A 14,944-nucleotide genomic window follows, 5' to 3' on the forward strand; every position below is an offset into this window, starting at 1 on the left:
TTGATGTCGAAGGTCTGGTCGTAGAGCGCGTCGCTGTGCGCGGCCAGCGGCGCGGTCTGGAGCACGCCGGCGTTGTTGACCAGCACATCGACCGGGCCGAACTGCGCCTCGACGGTGTCGAACATGGCACGCACCGCGTCGGCGTTCGCCACGTCGGCCTGCACCGCGAGGGCGCGGGCGCCGGTGGCCATCAGTTCGGCCACCAGCGCTTTGGCCGGCGCGGCGCCCGAGGCGTAGTTGACGGCGATGGCGAAACCGTCGGCGGCGAGCCGGCGTGCAACGGCGGCGCCGATGCCGCGCGATGCGCCGGTGACGAGGGCGACGCGGGCGGAAAGAGAAGAAGGAGAAGAAGAAGTGGCGGTGTTCATGGCGCGATTCCTTGGGGTGGTGAGTGGATGTAGCGAATGGTCGGCCATTCCACTCAAAAGATAATCAGCGCAAAATCGTCAATAAAATTCCATTTACTTAAACAATAGGCACGAAGGCTGACGCCATGGACCGCTTCCAGGAAATGCAGGCCTTCGTGCGCATCGCCGAGCGCCAGAGCTTCACGCAGGCCTCGGACGACCTGCAGATTCCGCGCGCCACCCTCACCACGCTGATCCAGCGGCTCGAATCGCGCCTGGGCGCGCGGCTGCTCGAACGCACCACGCGCACCGTGCGCCTCACGCAGGACGGCGAGGCCCACTACCAGCGCTGCGTGCGGCTGCTGGCGGACGTGGAAGAGGCCGAGGGCGCGTTCACCCACGCGGCGCCCAAGGGCCTGCTGCGCGTGAACCTGCAGGGAACGCTGGCGCGGCACTTCGTGGTGCCGGCGCTGCCCGGTTTTCTGGCTCGCCACCCGCAGCTGCAACTGCACATCGCCGAGGACGACCGGCTGGTCGACCTCGTGCGCGAAGGCGTCGACTGCGTGCTGCGCGCCGGCCCGCTGCAGGACTCATCGATGGTCGCGCAGCGCGTGGCGCTGCTGCCGCAGGTGACCGTCGCGAGCCCCGCCTACCTGGCGGCGCACGGCCACCCGACCGACCTCTCGGCACTGGCCTCGCACCGCGCGGTGCACTACGTGTCGAGCAGCACGGGCAAGGCGCTGCCCCTCGAGTTCACGGTTGACGGCCAACTCCGGCCCGTGCAGCTGGCCGCCACCGTGTCGGTGACCGGCGCCGACCTGTACACGGGCGCCGCCGTCGCCGGCCTCGGGCTGGTGCAGGTGCCGCGCTACCGCGTGGCGGCCGAGCTGGCGGACGGGCGCCTGCAAGCGGTGCTGCCCGACTTCGCGCCGCCGCCGATGCCGGTCTCGGTGCTGTACCCGCAGAACCGGCAGCTGTCGTCGCGGGTGCGGGTGTTCACGCAGTGGCTGCGCGGTCTCTTTGAAGCGGCGGCTTCCTGACCCTGATGACTTTCGCCCTTCCCTTCCGGGGGAGGGCGGGGTGGGGGCCAGCGGCGTATCGAGTACCCGCAGCTTTGCAAAGGCCACGAGCCCCCATCCCGGCCTTCCCCCGGGAGGGGAAGGAGCAAGACAGTCCCCTCAACAGGCCGATGACTCCAACGCCGCGGCGCCAGCGTCGGCATGCGTCTCGCCGCGCAAGAACACAAACACCACCACCGCCGTCAACACCGTCACCCCAGCCAGCACGCACAGCAGCGTCCCGAACGCCACGCCATACGCGTGCAGCAGCGCTGCGCGTTCCATGCCCGGCAGCAAAGCCAGCGCCTGCGCCAGATCGCCCGTCGCCACGCGCTGCGCCGCCTGCGACACCGCCACGGACGAAGGCGACGACACCCCCAGCTGCAGCGCCACCAGCGCCGTGAGCCCCGCCCCCACCAGTGCCAGCGCGATGCCCTCCCCCGCGACCCGCACGGTGTTGAAGATGCCCGACGCCATGCCCGCCCGTTCGCGCGGCACGACGCTCACGGCCAGGCCGTCCATCAGTCCCCAGGGCAGGCCGATGCCCGCACCGATCAACAGCAACGGACCCACGAGACCGTGCAAGGACGTGCCCGGCGCGCAGCGGCTGAGCCACACGAGCCCCACCGCGCACGCCAGCAGCCCCACGGCCGAAATCACGCCCGCCGAAAACCGGTGTGCAAGCCACGCCGCCAGCGTCGGCACGATGAGGATCGGCCCCGACAGCGCGAACATGAAACCGCCCGCCTCCAGCGCGCTGCGCCCTTCGAGCCCGATGAAGCGGATCGGCAGCAGCACCAGCAGTACGACAAAGCCATAGGCCGGCGCCGCGGCCAGCAGTTGCACGCCGACGAAGCGCGGAAAGCGGAACAGCGACAGGTCGAGCATCGGATGCGCCACGCGCCGCTCGATGGCGATGAAGGCCGCACCCATCGCCAGCGCGCCGGCCAGCGCCGCGAGCACCCACGGGCTGGCCCAGCCGCTGTCGGGCGCCTGCAGCACGCCCAGCGTGAGCAGGCTCAGCGCGGCCGTGAAGCTGAGCGTGCCCGGCACGTCCAGCCCCATCGCCTGCGGATTGCGCGACTCGCGCATGCGCGGCGCCGCCAGGCCCAGCGCGACGAGGCTCACGGCGCCAGGGCTCAGCATCACGGCGTGCCAGCCGACGGTGTCGGCCAGCCAGCCCGAGAGGATCGATCCGCACGACAGCCCCACGCCGAACGACGTGCCGATGAGGCTGAACGCCCGCAGCCGCGCCGGCCCGTCGAACAACTGCGCCAGCGCCGCCGTGCCCGCCGCGAAGGCCGCCGCCGAGCCCAGCCCCTGCACGGCGCGCGCGAGATCGAAGGCGACGATGCCCGGCGCCAGCGTGAGCAGCGCGCTGCTCAACGCCACCACCGCCAGGCCCAGCAGGAAGACGCGCTTGCGCCCGTACGCATCGGCCAGCGCGCCGGCCGCCATCAGCGTGGCGCCGAAGCTCAGCATGAAGGCGTTGGTGACCCAGTTGAGTTGCACCGGCGTGCCGCCCAGCGTGTCGCGGATCGCGGGCAGCACCACGGCCGGGCCGGTGAAGCTCAGCGGCATGCCGAGCGCGGCCAGGCAGACGGCGGCGAGCAGCCAGGCTTTGTTGGAATCGGGGGAAGACATCGGAAGGCTTTCACGCGAGAGGAAGACAAAAGGGGAAATGCGTGCAGTGACGATAAAAAGGATTCAATGAAACGAAAATAGGGCCTCAGATCCTCACACTGCCAACCTAAAGTTGCCAATCAAGCCCATGGACAGCTTCAGCGGACTCGAATCCTTCGTGCGGGCGGCCGACCTGCAGAGCTTTGCGCGGGCGGGCCGCGACCTGGGCATCTCGGCCTCGGCGGTGGGCAAGAACGTCGCGCGGCTCGAGGCGCAGATGGGCGTGCGCCTGTTCCACCGCACCACGCGGCAGGTACGGGTCACGGCCGAGGGCGCGATGTTCCACGAGCGCTGTCGCCGCATCCTCGACGAGCTCGGCGATGCGCGCGCCATGCTGCAGGACGCCGTCGCCACGCCGCGTGGCCGCCTGCGCGTGAGCCTGCCGACCATCGGCTACCGCTTTCTGCTGCCGATCCTGCCGGCGTTCAAGGCGCGCTACCCCGAGATCGAACTTGACCTCGACTTCAACGACCGGCTGGTCGATGTGGTGGCCGAAGGCGTCGACGTGGCGATCCGCAGCGGCGAGCTGGTCGACTCACAGCTCGTGGCGCGCCGGCTCGGCCCGTTCAGCTTCGTGCTCGCGGCCTCGCCGGCCTACCTCGCGGAGCACAGCAAGCCGCAGGTGCCGGCCGACCTCGTGCGCCACAGCTGCCTGCGCTACAAGTTCGTGACCGGCGGAAAGATCGAAGACTGGGACCTGCCCGGCCTGCCACCCCAGTTGCCGCCGGGCCTGGTCTGCAACAACATGGAAGCCATGCTGGGCGCCGCGGTTGCGGGCCTGGGCATTGCGTACATGCCCGACTTTCTGGCGCGCGATGCGCTGCGCCGTGGTGAGCTGCAGCGCGTGCTGGCGCCGCACCTCGTGCGGCAAGGGCAGTTCTCGGCGCTGTGGCCGTCGAGCCGGCAGCTGTCGCCGAAGGTGCGGGCGTTTGTCGATTTCGCGAGTGAACACATGTTCACTGCGACCGCCGACGAAGAAGAGAAAGACAACCGCCCGCCGCGCCGCTGAACGGCGGGCGGGGCGGGTGCGTCAGGCCGCGACCGCGAGGTCGGGCGCTTCGACCGGCAGCGGAGCTGCCGCAGTCACGACAGTGGCGGGCTGCGGTTGCACCGGTGCAGCCGTGCGGCCCCACAGCGCCGCCAGTGCGTCCAGCGGGAACAGCGTGCGCGCGTCCTCCGGCGTCGCCGCGCGCACCGTGGTGCCCGTCACGTCGTCGATGTGGGCCGCGCGCACGGCGTCGGGCCGGTGCGCCGGCACCATGAACGGCGAGTGCGTGGTGTAGAGGATCTGGTGGCCGAAGTCGTTCTCCAGGTGCGCGAGCAGGTCGGCCTGCGAGCGCGCATGCAGATGCAGCCCGGGCTCGTCGAGCAGCAGCACGACCTCACCGGATGCAACGCCCCGGGTGCCGGCGAAGAACGCGATGTAGAACGAGAAGAACCACTGGAAGCCGCGGCTGCGCTCGTCCAGGTTCACTTCGACCTCGTAGGCGCCGTTCGGGTCCGACACCAATGTCTCCAGGTGCTGCCCGTCGAGGTTGAAGCGGATCTTGAGCGGGCGGTCCTTCCACAACCGGCGGATCTCGGCGGTCACGACGGCACCGGCACGGTTCACCAGCTGATTGCGCGTCGCCAGATCGTTCTTCGCCAGCAGGTCCTGCAGCTGCTGCGGATCGAGCCCCGCCACCTGGCACAGCTTCTCGAAATTGCGCTCGCCCGCCGTACGCTCGCCCCAGCCCTTGCGCGTGAGGTACTCGGCAATGTTCTGGCGGCCGGGCAGCGACGCGTAGTCCTCGACGTAGATGAAGCGCGGCAGTTTCTCCAGCACCCAGGCGTGGGCGCGGGCCAGCGCGGGCTGGTCGTTGTCGATCGTGCGTGCCAGCTCTTCGAGCTCGGTCAGCATCTGCGCCTGCTTGTCGGCGATCTCGGCGCCGGCCGTGGCCAGCGCCTGACGCAGCGCCTGCAGTGCCAGCAGCGCGCCGGCCGACCACTTCACGAAGTCGGGGCTCGGGATCATCGCGGCGTCGAAGGCGTCGGCCTCGTGTTCGAGCGGTGCCTTCAGTTCGTCGGCGACCTTCTCTACCGCAGCCTTGACGGCGGGCACGATCTTGCGGACCTTGGCCTTGATGTCGCTCACGTCGATCGACAGCGGGCCCAGGCCCTCGAAGCCGGTCGTGCGCGTGGCGCCGTAGCCGCGGCCGGCCGTGACCTGGCGCACGCCGGCGGCGCGCGGCAGGATGGCGGCGAGCGCCAGTTGTTCGGAAGCGTCCAGGTCCCAGCGCGTGTGCACGACGGGGGTGTCGTCGGTGCATTCGTCCAGGCGGCGGTGCCGCGGAAAGTCCTTGATGGGGCTGAGTGCCGTGAGCCCGTCGGTCGGGTTCAGGCTGTGCAACGCGCGCAGCAGGTTCGATTTGCCGCTGTCATTTCGGCCGAGGATCGCGGTGATCTGGGAGGAATCGATGGAGCCGCTGTCGTGGATCGAGCGATAGTTGGTGATCTGGAATGACGCCAAGCGCATGCAGGAATTTCTCTTCTGAATTGGATACGGGGCCGGGGAATGTATTGCATCCCCGGCCCCGTCCTGCCGATCGCGGAAGAAAAAAACTGTACGGCGCTGTCGCTGTGCCGCCCTACTCGGCCGCTCGGCGCAGCGTGTCGACCACCGGCCGGCGCAGCACGTCGCGCAAGCCCCACCACCCCGCCGCCAGCGCGAGCACCGCGCCGGCCAGCGCGCCCGCCACCGGCACGAGCGGCGAAGCGGTCCAGGTGAACTCGAACACGTAGCGCGCCAGCCCCCAGCCGATCACCGAGGCCACGATGCTCGCGAGGAAGCCCGCCAGCAGGCCGACGCCGATCAGCTCGGCGCGCTGCACCTGCCGCAGCAAGCTGGCGCGGGCGCCCACGGCGCGCATCACGGCGAACTCGCGCGCACGCTCTTCGCGCGTGGCGGTGACGGCGGCGAACAGCACCACCAGCCCGGCCGCGAGCGTGAAGCCGAACAGGAACTCGACCGCGCGGATCACCTGGTCGAGCACGCGCTGCACCTGGTTGATGGTGGCGCTCATATCGACGTTGGTCACGTTGGGGAAGCTGCGCACCAGCGCGTTGTCGAAGCCGCGCGTCTCGGGCGCGCGGAAGGCGCCCATGTAGGTCACGGGCACGTCGGCCAGCGAGGCCACGGTGTACATCACGAAGAAGTTGGCGTGCAGCGAGCCCCAGTCGACCTTGCGCAGCGAGGTGATGCGCGCGTCGTTCTGCATGCCGCCGATGTCGAAGCGCAGGGTGTCGCCGAGCTTCAGGCCCAGCGTCTCGGCCAGGCCTTCTTCCACGCTCACCTCGTTCTTCGCCTCGGGCGTCCAGGCACCGGCGGTGACGGCGTTGTGCGCGGGCGCGGCGGTGCTGTTGCTCAGGTTGAACTCGCGGTCGACCAGGCGCTTGGCGCGGTCCTCGGTGTAGTCGTCGGGCGTCACGGGCTTGTCGTTGATCGCCACCAGCCGGCCGCGGATCATCGGGTACCAGTCGAACTTGGCGACGCCCGCGTCGCGCAGCGTCTTCTGAAACGCGTCGCTCTGCTCGGGCATCACGTTGATGACGAAGCGGTTGGGCGCATCGGGCGGCGTGGCCTTGCGCCAGCTCGCGACGAGGTCGGTGCGCAGCAGCACCAGCAGCACCAGCGCCAGCAGGCCCACGGCGAGTGCGCTGACCTGCACCACGGCGTAGGCCGGCCGCGCCGAAATCTGCCGCGTGGCCAGCACCAGCCAGCGCGGCGCAGTCGTTTCGTTGACGCTGCGGCGCAGCACCTTCACGGCCAGCCAACTCAGGAGCGCGAACACGGCCACGGCGCCGGCGAAGCCGCCGACCGCAATGAGGCCCAGCTTGATGTCGCTGCTGGCCGCCATCAGCAGCGCCGCGAAACCCGCCACGCCGATGCCGAGCACGGCGAGCGACGCGGGCTTGAGCCCGCCCACGTCGCGGCGGATCACGCGCAGCGGCGGCACGCGCGCCAGCTGCAGCACCGGCGGCAGGCCGAAGGCGAACAGCAGCGTGAGCCCCATGCCCAGGCCGAAGGCCACGGGCCACAGCGTGGCGGCGGGCAAGGCGGTCTCGACCAGCCCAGCCAGCAGCAGCACGAACACATAGTGAACGGCGAAGCCGATGGCCACGCCGATCGCGCTGGCCACGGTGCCGATCACGGCGAACTCGAAGGCGTAGGCCGCGGCGATGGTGCGCTGGCTCTGGCCGAGCACGCGCAGCATCGCGCAGTCGTCCAAGTGGCTGGCCGCGAAGCCGCGCGCGGCCAGCGCCACGGCCACGGCCGACAGCAGCGCCGCGAGCAGCGCGACGAGGCTCAGGAATTTCTCGGCGCGGTCCAGCGTCTGGCGCATCTCGGGCCGGCCGCCCTCAAAGGAGTCGAGCCGCACGCCGCGCAGCTCGCCCTTCTTGATGGTCGCCTCGGCCCAGTCGCTGAAGCGCTTCACGGCGGCATCGTCGCCCGCCACGGCGTAGCGGTAGCCCACGCGGCTGGCCGGCTGCACGAGGCCGGTGCGCGCCACGTCGGCCTGGTTGAGCATCACGCGCGGCGAAAAACTCATGAAGCCCGCGCCCCGGTCGGGCTCGAGCGTGATCACGCGGCCCACGCGCAGGCCGGTGTCACCCAGCAGCAGCGTGTCGCCGACCTTCAGGCCCAGCGAGTCGAGCAGCGAAGCATCGACCCAGACCTCGCCAGAAGCCGGCACGTCGCGCGTCACGGTGCCCGCGCCCTCGGCCGTGGTGGCCGTCTGCAGGTTGCCGCGCAGCGGGTAGCCCGGCGTCACGGCCTTCAGGGCCACGAGCTTGCTCGCGCCGCCCTGCGCCTCTTCGGCCCGCGCCATGGTGGGAAAGCCGAAGGTGCCGGTGCCCGCGAGGCCGAGCGATTGCGCCTGCGTGATGAAAGCTTCGGGCGTCGGGTTGTCGCTCACGATCACCGCGTCGCCGCCCAGCAGCTGGCGCGCATCGCGCTGCAATCCGCCCTGCAGCCGGTCGGCAAAGAAGCCGACCGCCGTGAGCGCGGCCACGGCCAACACCACGGCCACGATCAAGAGGCGCAGCTCGCCGGCGCGCAGGTCGCGCCAGAGCGTGCGCCAGCCAAGGCGAAGGGAAGCATTCATGGCGCGAACGATAGCCGACGCCTACCGGCAATGGCGGACTCAAGGGTTATTTGTGCCGCGCCGGAGCTCTGCCCTTGTCTGGCTCCTTCCCCTTCCGGGGGAAGGTTGGGATGGGGGCACGCGGCGTTCGCACGATGGCTGTGCCTGATCGAACGCCGCGTGCCCCCACCCCTGCCCTCCCCCAGCGGGGGAGGGAGAAACACGGGGGCCTACGGCAGCACGACGAGACCCGGCGCGCCAGCTTCGACACTGCCGATGACCGCCGCCTGCCCGAAGCCCTCCTGCCGGAAGATCTCCAGCACCGCCTCGGCCGCCTCGGGCGCGCAGCTCACGAGCAAGCCCCCCGACGTCTGCGGATCGGTCATCAACGCCTGCGCCGTGGCCGGCAGGCCTTCATGCAATTGCACGTCGCCGCCATACCCCGCCCAGTTGCGCCCCGACGCGCCAGTGACCAGCCCACCGGCCGCCATCGCGATCACGTTGTCCAGCAGCGGCACGCGCGACCATTCGACCACCGCCGTGAGCCCCGCGCCGCGCGCGAGTTCGAGCGTGTGGCCGGCCAGGCCGAAGCCGGTGACGTCGGTCAGCGCATGCACACCGTCGAGCGCCGAGAGCGCGATGCCCGGCGTGTTGAGTTTGGTGGTGTTCTCGATCAGCTGGCGGTAGCCGGCCTCGGACAGCTGCTGCTTTTTGAGCGCCGCCGACAGCACGCCCACGCCCAGCGGCTTGCCGAGCACCAGCACGTCGCCCGCCCGCGCGTCGGCGTTGCGCCGTACGCGCTTCGGGTGCACCAGCCCCATCGCGACCAGCCCGTAGATCGGCTCGACCGAATCGATGGTGTGGCCGCCCGCAATGGGAATGCCGGCCGCGCGGCACACGTCCTGCCCGCCACGCACGATCTCGGCGATGACCTCCACCGGCAGTTCGTTGATCGGCATGGCGACCAGCGCCAGCGCCATGATCGGGCGCCCGCCCATTGCGTAGACATCGCTGATCGCGTTGGTCGCGGCGATGCGCCCGAACTCGTAGGGGTCGTCCACGATGGGCATGAAGAAGTCGGTGGTGGCGATCAGCGCCTGCTCGTCGTTGAGCCGGTAGACTGCCGCGTCGTCGGCGGTCTCGATGCCGACCATGAGTTCGGGCGGAATCAGCCCGCCCCCATGGTGGCGCAGGATCTGCGACAGCACGCCCGGCGCGATCTTGCAGCCGCAGCCGCCCCCATGCGAGAAGCTGGTGAGCCGCAGCGGCGCCAACGGATTCAGGAGCTTGGAAGGTGCGGCTTCGATCATGGCGGCGGGTCGGTCGAATGGAACAAGCCGCAATTATCGAAGCCCGCGCCACCGTCTGCCTGCATACCCGAACACACCCTTTTCTTTCTTCTCCACTGAACGCTTCACTCACACCATGCAAACGAAACAAACCGTGTCCCGCCTGGCGATCGCCCTCGCCCTGTCCCTCACCGCCATGGGCGCCTTCGCCCAGGGCGTGCTGCGCGTGTCGGCCATTCCCGACGAAGCGCCCACCGAGCTGCAGCGCAAGTTCACGCCGCTGGGCGACTACCTGAAGAAGGAAACCGGCATGGACGTGCAGTTCACGCCCGTGACCGACTACGCCGCCGTGGTCGAAGGCCTGGCGACGAACAAGATCGACATGGCCTGGCTCGGCGGCTTCACCTTCGTGCAGGCGCGCATCCGCACCAACGGCGGCGCGGTGCCGATCGTGCAGCGCGCGGAAGACGAGGTGTTCACCAGCAAGTTCATCGTGCCGATCGACAGCCCCGCCAAGACCCTGGCCGACCTGAAGGGCAAGACCTTTGCCTTCGGCGCGCCCTCGTCCACCTCGGGCAGCCTGATGCCGCGCTACTTCCTGCTGCAGGCCGGCATCAATCCCGAGAAGGACTTCAAGACCGTCGCGTTCTCGGGCGCGCACGACGCCACCGTGGCCTTCGTGGCCGCCTCGCGCGCCGAAGCGGGCGTGCTCAACGCCTCGGTGTGGGACAAGCTGGTCGAGTCGAAGAACCCCAACGCCGCCAAGGTGCGCGTGCTCGCGACCACGCCGACCTACTACGACTACAACTGGACCGTGCGCCCGGGCCTGGACGCGGCGCTGCAGAAGAAGCTGACCGATGCATTCCTGAAGCTCGACCCCACCAACCCGGCGCACAAGGAGATCATGGCGCTGCAGCGTGCGAGCAAGTTCATCCCCACCAAGTCGTCGAACTACGACGGCATCGAGACGGCGGGCAAGTCGGCGGGCCTGATCAAGTAAGCGGACTGCGCGGATGAGTTTTTCGCTCGACGGCGTGGGCGTCGTCCACCCCAACGGCCAGCGCGCACTGGCCGGCGTGACGCTGGCCGCGCACAACGGCGAGCGCATCGCTGTCATCGGGCCCTCGGGCGCGGGCAAGACCACGCTGCTGCGCGTGCTCGGCGCCGCGCTGCGGCCCGGCGAAGGCGAGGTGCAGGCGCTGGGCCAGCAGCCGTGGCGACTGCCGGCGCGTGCGCTCAAGCAGCTGCGCGCGCGCATCGGCACCGTGCACCAGGCGCCGCCGATCGCGCCGCGCCTGCGCGTGGTCACGGCCGTGCTCGCGGGCCGGCTCGGCCAGTGGTCAGTGCCGCGCGCGCTGGGTTCGCTGTTCTACCCGTTCGACATCGCGGGCGCGCACGCGGCGCTGGCCCGGCTCGCGCTCGAAGACCGGCTGTTCGACCGCTGCGACCGCCTCTCGGGCGGCCAGCTGCAGCGCGTGGGCATCGCGCGCGTGCTGTACCAGCGCCCCGCGCTGCTGCTGGCGGACGAACCGGTGTCCGCGCTCGACCCCACGCTGTCGCACGCGGCCGTGGGCCAGCTGGTCGCGCAGAGCGAATCGACCGGCGCCACGCTGGTCGCGTCGCTGCACGCGGTCGACCTGGCGTTGCGCTGGTTTCCACGCATCGTGGGCATGCGCGACGGGCAGGTCGCCTTCGACCTGCCGGCCGCCGAAGTGACGCCGGCGCTGCTCGAGGCGCTCTATGCGAGCGAAGGCGGCGTGGCGACGCAAGGGCCGCTGCCGGTCGCGCCGCAGATCGGCACCGCAGAGCCGGCCTTCCATCGGCCGGACTGCCCGTGACCGCGACAACGACGCTGTCGTCTCCCGCCCTGCGCGATCCGCAGGCGGGCCGTCGGCTGGCCGGCTGGCTCGCGGCGCTGGTCATCGCGTGGCCGGTGCTCGCGCTCTCCGAATTCAAGCCGTGGGCGCTGTTCGGCAGCGGGCAGCTCGCCGTCATCGGCGGCTTTCTCGCGGGCTTCTTTCCGCCTGACGGTTCACCGGCCTTTCTCGCGCTGCTCGCCAAGGCCACGCTCGAGACGCTGGCCATGGCCACGGCCGGCACGGCCATGGCGCTGCTGATCGGCGCGCCGCTGGGCTTCGTGACCACGCGCGCGCTCTCCATCTCGCGCATCGGACCCGGCCCCGGCCGGCTGCAGGCCGGCATCGTCCGCCAAGCAGCGCGCTGGCTGCTGATGGTGCTGCGCGCCATTCCCGAGATCGTGTGGGCGCTGCTGTTCGTGCGCGCGCTCGGGCTCGGCCCCGCGGCCGGCGTGCTGGCGCTGGCCATCACCTACGGCGGCATGCTCGGCAAGGTCTACGCCGAGATCCTCGAGTCGACCGACACGCGCCCCGCGCGCGCGCTGCTCGAAAGCGGCAGCGGCCGGCTCGCGGCGCTGTGCTACGGCCTGCTGCCGCACACGGCGCAGGAGCTGGCCTCGTACACCGTGTACCGCTGGGAATGCGCGGTGCGCGCCTCGGTGGTGATGGGCTTCGTGGGCGCGGGCGGCCTCGGGCAGTTGATGGACCAGTCGATGAAGATGCTCAACGGCGGCGAAGCCAGCAGCATCCTGCTCGTGTTCCTGGCGCTCGTGCTGCTGGCCGACATGCTGAGCAACGCACTGCGAAAGCTGCTGGCATGACGACGCTGCCGCCACGCCCTCCCCTGTGCCTGCGCTGCTGGCTCGCCGTGGCGCTGATCGCCGCGGCGGTGGTCGCGAGCTTCGTCTACCTGGGTATCGACTACGGCGCGCTGGGCTCGGCCGAATCGCTGCGGCTGATGGGCAAGTTCATCGCCGAGTTCTTCCCACCCGACGTGTCGCCCGAGTTCCTCGCCAAGGTCGGCCACGGCGCGCTGCAGACGCTGGCGGTATCAGCACTGGGCACCGTGCTGGCCGCCGTGGCGGGCGCCGTGCTCGCGCTGCCGGCCTCGGGGCGCACCGGTGGGCCGCTGCGCCATGGCGCGCGCTTCGTGCTCAACTTTCTGCGCAGCGTGCCCGAGCTGGTCTGGGCCGCGCTCATGGTGCTGGCCGCCGGCATCGGCCCGTTCGCGGGCGCGCTGGCATTGGCGCTGCACACCACGGGCGTGCTCGGCCGGCTCTTTGCCGAGGCACTGGAGAACGCACCGCGCGAGCCCGAGCAGGCGCTGGCGCTCTCGGGCGCCGGCCCGGTCGCCGCCTTCAGCTACGCCAGCCTGCCGATCGTGCTGCCGCAGTGGGTGGCCTACACGCTCTACCGCTGGGAAATGAACATCCGCATGGCGGCCGTGCTGGGCTTTGTCGGTGGCGGCGGGCTGGGGCAGCTGCTGTACTTCCACCTGTCGATCTTCCAGCAGCAGCAGGCGATGACGGTGCTGATCGCGATGTTCGTTCTGGTCACCTTTGTCGACTTGGCGAGCGCTCGCTTGCGAAAAGGCTTAGGTCCCGCCTACGCCTGAGTGGCCGACAATCGGGGCATGAGGTCCCTACTGCCATGAGTCATCGCCAGCCCGTGCGGATCGGCGACCGCCACGCCTTCGATTCCATCATCGACGCCCGCTCGCCGGCCGAGTTCGCGCTCGACCACATCCCCGGCGCCATCAACTGCCCGGTGCTCAACGACGAGGAGCGCCACATCGTCGGCACGGTCTACGTGCAGACCGGCGCCTTCGAGGCGCGCCGCATCGGTGGCGCGATGGTCGCGGCCAACATCGCGACACATCTGCGCGACACGCTGGCCGACCGGCCCGAAAAGTGGAAGCCGCTGGTCTACTGCTGGCGCGGCGGCATGCGCAGCGGCTCGATGGTCACGTGGCTGCGGCTCGTGGGCTGGGACGCGCAGCAGCTCGCGGGCGGCTACAAGAGTTTTCGCCGCCACGTGATCTCGCAGATCGATGCGCTGACGCCGCAGCTCGACCTGCGCGTGGTGTGCGGCGCCACCGGCAGCGCCAAGACGCGCGTGCTGCACGCGCTGGCCGAGCGCGGCGCGCAGGTGCTCGACCTGGAAGACTTCGCCAACCACAAGGGCTCGCTGCTCGGCGCGCTGCCGGGCGTGGCGCAGCCTTCGCAAAAACACTTCGAGACGCGCATCGCGACCGTGCTCGAAGCCATCGATGTCTCGCGCCCGCTGTATGTCGAGGGCGAGAGCGTGCGCATCGGGCGGCTGTCGCTGCCGCTGGCGCTCGTGGCGCAGATGCGCGCGGCGCCGTGCATCGAGGTGGCGGCCACGCCCGAGGCGCGGCTGAGCTACCTGCTGCGCGACTACGCCTACCTGGGCGACGACCGCGCGGCGCTCGCCGAAAAGATGGGCGTGCTGAAGGAAATGCAGGGCAAGGAAACGGTGACGCGCTGGCAGCAATGGGCACACGACGCCGACCTGCCGCACCTGTTCGCCGAGCTCATGTCGCTGCACTACGACCCGCACTACGAGAAGTCGCAGGAAACGCACTTTCGCGCGTGGGCCAGGCGCCAGCGCGTGGCGGCGTCCGACCTGTCGGATCAGGGCATCGAGGCCGTGGCCGACGCGGTGCTGGCGCTTGGCGATCCACCCGTCGTACCGAGCCCGTCGGCATAGAGCACGCCGCGCGGCGCGCGGCACAGCCCCCAGAAACGCAGGCCACTGAGTTCGGCCATGCGCACGCCCATCGCGGTCGGCGCCGAGATGGTCGCCATCGCCGCGATGCCCAGGCGCGCGCACTTGCGCACCAGCTCGTGGCTGCCGCGGCTGGACATCAGCACGAAGCCGGGCTCATCGAGCCGATTCGCACGCGCCAGCTTGCCGAGCAACTTGTCGAGCGCGTTGTGGCGGCCGACGTCTTCCATCAGGTCGGTGAGTTCCCCGTCGACCGTGGCCCAGGCTGCCGCGTGGATCGCGCCGGCTTCGGCATTGAGCACCTGGCGCGGCGACATGGCGGCGAAGGCGCGCAGCACGGTGGCAAGGTCGATGCGTTCGATCCAGTCGCGCGGCGGCACGCGCTGCGGCGACAGGTCGAGCCCCGCGAAACTTTCGACGCCGCACACGCCGCAGCCCGTGCGACCCGCGAGGCTGCGGCGCCGGTCCTTCAAGCGCTCGAAGCTGCGCGTGGCAATGTCGAGCTGCACCTCGACGCCGGGCATGCCCTCGGGCAGGCCGGCGTCGGAGGCATCGACCACCTGCACGTCGATGCCGCGGCAATCGGCGGCGCTGTCGAGGATGCCTTCGCTCAGCGCAAAACCGAGCGCAAAGGCTTCGAGATCTTGCGGCGTGGCCATCATCACGGCGTGCGAGACGCCGTTGAACACCAGCGCCACCGGCACCTCGGCGGCCAGGGTGTCGTCGCGCACCACGCCCTCGGGCGCGAGGCCGCGCTCGCCGAAGACGTGCACGGCGTGCCGCGCGAGTGGCGGCAGGGCGTCGGGTTCGGGGGTGTTTGTCATGGCCGCGGCCATTGTC

At 70.4% G+C, this 14,944-nt stretch carries 13 protein-coding genes; 7 read left to right on the forward strand and 6 right to left on the reverse strand.

The window, feature by feature from the left end:
- Positions 1-368 (reverse strand): SDR family NAD(P)-dependent oxidoreductase (locus AAG801_RS06760; RefSeq protein WP_341887711.1); only part of this gene is annotated, 368 nt, incomplete at its 3' end.
- 125 nt (positions 369-493) lie between these two features.
- Between AAG801_RS06760 and AAG801_RS06765 the strand changes: the two genes are divergently transcribed.
- Complete coding sequence (locus tag AAG801_RS06765) at positions 494-1,387, forward strand: LysR family transcriptional regulator (RefSeq protein ID WP_341887712.1); 894 nt, start codon at positions 494-496, stop codon at positions 1,385-1,387.
- Between the two features lie 138 nt (positions 1,388-1,525).
- Here AAG801_RS06765 and AAG801_RS06770 read toward each other — a convergent pair whose 3' ends face one another.
- Entirely contained in the window at positions 1,526-3,049 is a 1,524-nt protein-coding gene (locus AAG801_RS06770; protein ID WP_341887713.1) for an MFS transporter, read from the reverse strand.
- Between the two features lie 127 nt (positions 3,050-3,176).
- Between AAG801_RS06770 and AAG801_RS06775 the strand changes: the two genes are divergently transcribed.
- Positions 3,177-4,097, forward strand: coding sequence for a LysR family transcriptional regulator (locus AAG801_RS06775; RefSeq protein WP_341887714.1), 921 nt, complete (start codon positions 3,177-3,179; stop codon positions 4,095-4,097).
- A 21-nt stretch (positions 4,098-4,118) separates the two neighbouring features.
- On the opposite strand, the gene AAG801_RS06780 is transcribed toward AAG801_RS06775, so the two are convergent.
- The 3 genes from AAG801_RS06780 to selD all read right to left on the reverse strand — a co-directional run bounded on the left by AAG801_RS06780 (position 4,119) and on the right by selD (position 9,521).
- Positions 4,119-5,603, reverse strand: coding sequence for an AAA family ATPase (locus AAG801_RS06780; RefSeq protein WP_341887715.1), 1,485 nt, complete (start codon positions 5,601-5,603; stop codon positions 4,119-4,121).
- 112 nt (positions 5,604-5,715) lie between these two features.
- Positions 5,716-8,232, reverse strand: coding sequence for an FtsX-like permease family protein (locus AAG801_RS06785; protein WP_341887716.1), 2,517 nt, complete (start codon positions 8,230-8,232; stop codon positions 5,716-5,718).
- 209 nt (positions 8,233-8,441) lie between these two features.
- Positions 8,442-9,521 carry a selenide, water dikinase SelD gene (selD, locus tag AAG801_RS06790; RefSeq protein WP_341887717.1) on the reverse strand — a complete coding sequence of 360 codons (1,080 nt, stop codon included), beginning with the start codon at positions 9,519-9,521 and terminating at the stop codon, positions 8,442-8,444.
- A 115-nt stretch (positions 9,522-9,636) separates the two neighbouring features.
- Here selD and AAG801_RS06795 point away from each other — a divergent pair, with 115 nt between their 5' ends.
- From AAG801_RS06795 to mnmH, 5 genes are read left to right on the forward strand one after another with little or no spacing between them, the layout of a single operon-like run.
- Positions 9,637-10,500: a putative selenate ABC transporter substrate-binding protein gene (locus AAG801_RS06795; RefSeq protein ID WP_341887718.1), complete on the forward strand. Its 864-nt coding sequence runs from the start codon at positions 9,637-9,639 to the stop codon at positions 10,498-10,500.
- Positions 10,501-10,513: 13 nt separating this feature from the next.
- Positions 10,514-11,338 (forward strand): ATP-binding cassette domain-containing protein, encoded by an 825-nt coding sequence (locus AAG801_RS06800; RefSeq protein ID WP_341887719.1) that lies wholly within the window; start codon positions 10,514-10,516, stop codon positions 11,336-11,338.
- 14 nt (positions 11,339-11,352) lie between these two features.
- Complete coding sequence (locus AAG801_RS06805) at positions 11,353-12,177, forward strand: ABC transporter permease (RefSeq protein ID WP_101490224.1); 825 nt, start codon at positions 11,353-11,355, stop codon at positions 12,175-12,177.
- A complete protein-coding gene (gene phnE / locus AAG801_RS06810) occupies positions 12,174-12,971 on the forward strand; it encodes a phosphonate ABC transporter, permease protein PhnE (RefSeq protein WP_341887720.1) in 798 nt (265 codons plus the stop codon). Before AAG801_RS06805 ends, phnE begins: the two co-directional genes overlap by 4 nt.
- A gap of 35 nt (positions 12,972-13,006) precedes the next feature.
- Positions 13,007-14,086 (forward strand): tRNA 2-selenouridine(34) synthase MnmH, encoded by a 1,080-nt coding sequence (mnmH, locus tag AAG801_RS06815; protein ID WP_341887721.1) that lies wholly within the window; start codon positions 13,007-13,009, stop codon positions 14,084-14,086.
- Here mnmH and fdhD read toward each other — a convergent pair.
- Positions 14,011-14,928, reverse strand: coding sequence for a formate dehydrogenase accessory sulfurtransferase FdhD (gene fdhD, locus AAG801_RS06820; protein WP_341887722.1), 918 nt, complete (start codon positions 14,926-14,928; stop codon positions 14,011-14,013). The genes mnmH and fdhD overlap by 76 nt on opposite strands.
- Between the last annotated feature and the right edge of the window lie 16 nt (positions 14,929-14,944).

The organism is Variovorax sp. YR752, from assembly GCF_943372545.1.